General features: G+C 29.6%; 4 protein-coding genes. All 4 read right to left on the bottom strand.

Annotated features, from left to right (window positions below; translation table 11 throughout):
* On the bottom strand, nucleotides 1-323 hold a 323-nt coding region (locus I4U58_RS13320), incomplete at its 3' end, for a hypothetical protein (RefSeq protein ID WP_195931819.1).
* Nucleotides 324-474: 151 nt separating this feature from the next.
* On the bottom strand, nucleotides 475-900 hold the full coding sequence (locus tag I4U58_RS13315) for a hypothetical protein (RefSeq protein ID WP_195931818.1): 426 nt from the start codon (nucleotides 898-900) through the stop codon (nucleotides 475-477).
* 363 nt (nucleotides 901-1,263) lie between these two features.
* Entirely contained in the window at nucleotides 1,264-1,896 is a 633-nt protein-coding gene (locus I4U58_RS13310) for a hypothetical protein (protein ID WP_195931817.1), read from the bottom strand.
* Nucleotides 1,897-1,978: 82 nt separating this feature from the next.
* Nucleotides 1,979-2,671 carry an NAD(P)/FAD-dependent oxidoreductase gene (locus I4U58_RS13305; RefSeq protein WP_195931816.1) on the bottom strand — a complete coding sequence of 231 codons (693 nt, stop codon included), beginning with the start codon at nucleotides 2,669-2,671 and terminating at the stop codon, nucleotides 1,979-1,981.
* Between the last annotated feature and the right edge of the window lie 264 nt (nucleotides 2,672-2,935).

Genomic DNA, 2,935 nt, shown 5'->3' with positions numbered 1-2,935 from the left:
TCTAATTGTACCGCATCTTGTATCTGAAATATCTTTTTATTTATTTTTTGTTGAATTAGTTTTAATTCATTTATTTTATATCTGGCATTGCATTTACTACACTGGACGATTGCTCCTCCTTTAAACTTCATATAAATCCCTGCTATCGCCATCATCACAGCAAGTCCTAAAAAGACAAGTGAAATAAATGACATAATTGGTATAAAGTAAAATATTACTGCGCATATTATAGAATATAAGCTCATTTTCCATAAATTTTGTGAAGCACTTATAATTTTAGCGTCACTTTTACATCTTTTGCACTTTATAGTTTCATTGGCCATAGTATTATCCCCCTATATTATTTAAATATACTTTAATAATACTAGAGATTCTTGAAAATTTCCTCAATTATTTGTCTTTTTAATTGTTTCTTTTAGTTTAATCTTGATTATCTATTTTCATTTTTTATTTTAACATTTAAATGATTTATTTCTATTTGCTCTTGCCTTTTATTACAGTTTTTCTACACAAATCATTTTTAAGCATATCGTCGAATTTTATCGCAAAATAGCTTAAAAATACCCATGCCAAACTGAATATAAGCGAAATTTGTCCGTTTATATTGAATTTTAAATTTTTATAGTCCCAAATATTCAGTCCTAATTTGATATTTAGAATATATCCTGAAATATATTCTATAATAGTTATAATAATAGCGCTCAAAATACACTGTTTATACATCTTCATCTCCGGCGTTATATCGTTTATAAGACCAGCTAGCATACCACACAGGCCGCCTACTATTATCATGGATGGATGAGTATACCCCCTAAAAATCATCTCGATATTAGTGTAGACGCACCCCATTATGATTACTATCAGAAGCTCTTTTATTATAAAATCTTTAATATTATTCAATCGCTCCACCTCCACAATATAAATTATGTACAACCTGTTTTAAAAATGAGTATAAATCAAAAATTCTATCACCAATGACTTCGTACATTGCTTTAAAATTCACTTCGCTCATAGCACAACGACTTCGGATATTACTTAAACGCAAAAAAAAGCCCCATTTTTAATGGGGCTTTCTTGGTGCACTTCCAATCCCTACTAACAAGTTATAGACTATACAAATATCACTTTACATGAAGTTGATTGAAGTTGGTCGAGTACACAAATATTATTTACAATTTTATAATTGTTATGCTTTTTTTATAATTATTACGTTTTTTAATGTTTTTTAAAAAGAATTACACTAAATTATAATTATTTTAATTATTATGCTATTTTGCTTATTATAAATTCATTTTGACCTAATTCTCTATATTCAAATTCACTATTTAGATCTTTTACGAATTCTTTTATCCATAGACCTCTAAGGTTGTAGAATACGTCTACATCAACGCCTTCTTCTGCCCAAAGTTCTTTATGAACGCATATTCTTCTAACCCATTTAACAGCATCTTCGTCAGATTCTATAACTTGGTTTACATGGTCGCATGGCATACCGTCTAATATATAGTCGTTCATGCAGTTGAATATTTCAGGAGCGTTTTCGATAGCTCTTTCAGATGTTACTTCACTAGCAGCTTCTTTAGCTTGGTCTATGTAGACTTTTTCTAAAGCTGATATTTTGTCGTTTTGAATCATAAATTTAGTCCAAGCAGCCATTCTTCCTTCTGCTCTGTGGATTCTATCTTGTAACCATCCATGTATATTGTTAGTGTCTATTATTTCTTCTAGGTTTTTATTTTCTAATTTAGCTCCGTATTTAGCTTCTATTTCAGATTTTACACCTTCTATATCAAGCCCTTCACTCTTTGCAGTTTTGATTATTTCTTCTTCTAAATTTTCAAACCATAATATTTTGTTAAATAACCAGTAATGTATCTTTCCTAAAAATAAACTCATTTCTAAAACTCCTTATTGCTAAAATTTCTGTTATATTTACTTTATTGTAAAAGTTTATTTATCTTTTATTTAAATTGAGATTTTATTTAAATTCTGTTTCTAATTTTTTCTCTAATTGAGCTATTTCTAAAACATCATCTCTAAATTTATCTATTGTTATTCTGTCTATAAAATCGCCTAGTTTTTCGCCCATAAGCGCATTTTCTTTATAGTAGTTTAAGATGACTTCTACTAAAGCGAAAGCTTGATCTTCAGTTAAGCCACGAGTGACGATATCCGCCATTCTAGGGTAAAACCCTGCGCTACCACCTACTGTAACGAAAAACAGCTTGTCAAAGTCGACTAAGACGCCGATATCCTTAGCATACACACTTCCACAAGAATTCCTACATCCAGCAACACCTATTTTAGTTCTGCATGGAAGCTCCATCCCCTGAAATTCTCTGCTAAGTTTCATACCTATTCCAAGTGTAGGGTATTTTGATCTTTTGCAGAAATTAGCTGGACACATCTCCACATTTTTAAGTGAATTTTGAGTCACAACAGCTGGTTTCATGCCAAGTTCGTCCCAAACAGCAGGAAGGTCCTCTTCTTTTAAATTAGTTATTAATATTCTTTGTCCTGATGTTATTTTTATGATGCCGCCATATCTCTCAGCAACAGCAGCTAGTTTTATAAGTACATCAGGTTTTATAAATCCTCCTGGAATATGAGGAGTTATCGCAAAAGTTCTTTTGCCATTTCTTATCTTTTGTAAATTTCCGTAATGAGCCATTTTGCCTCCTTTATAAATCTATATACAAGTAATTATTTTTTAATTTATCTTTAAAGTGACTTCTATATAATACCTTTTTTTGTTTGTTTTTTCAGTAACATTTGTTACAGTTTTATAAGTTTTAACTTTTTGTTTTGAATATAAATTTTAGCTTTTATTTTTAATAGTTTTTATAATATGTAAAAATTATATTTTTATTAGATTTCCCAGTTTTGAATAAAATAATTAAAAATGAGGAAGAGGTGCTAGAACGAGATTTAGATG

Source organism: Clostridium sp. 1001270J_160509_D11, assembly GCF_015667935.1.
In the GTDB taxonomy this organism is placed as follows: Bacteria; Bacillota; Clostridia; order Peptostreptococcales; family Peptostreptococcaceae; genus Intestinibacter.
Note: the sequence above shows the minus strand (reverse complement) of the source record. Positions and strands in the feature narration are given on the sequence as shown.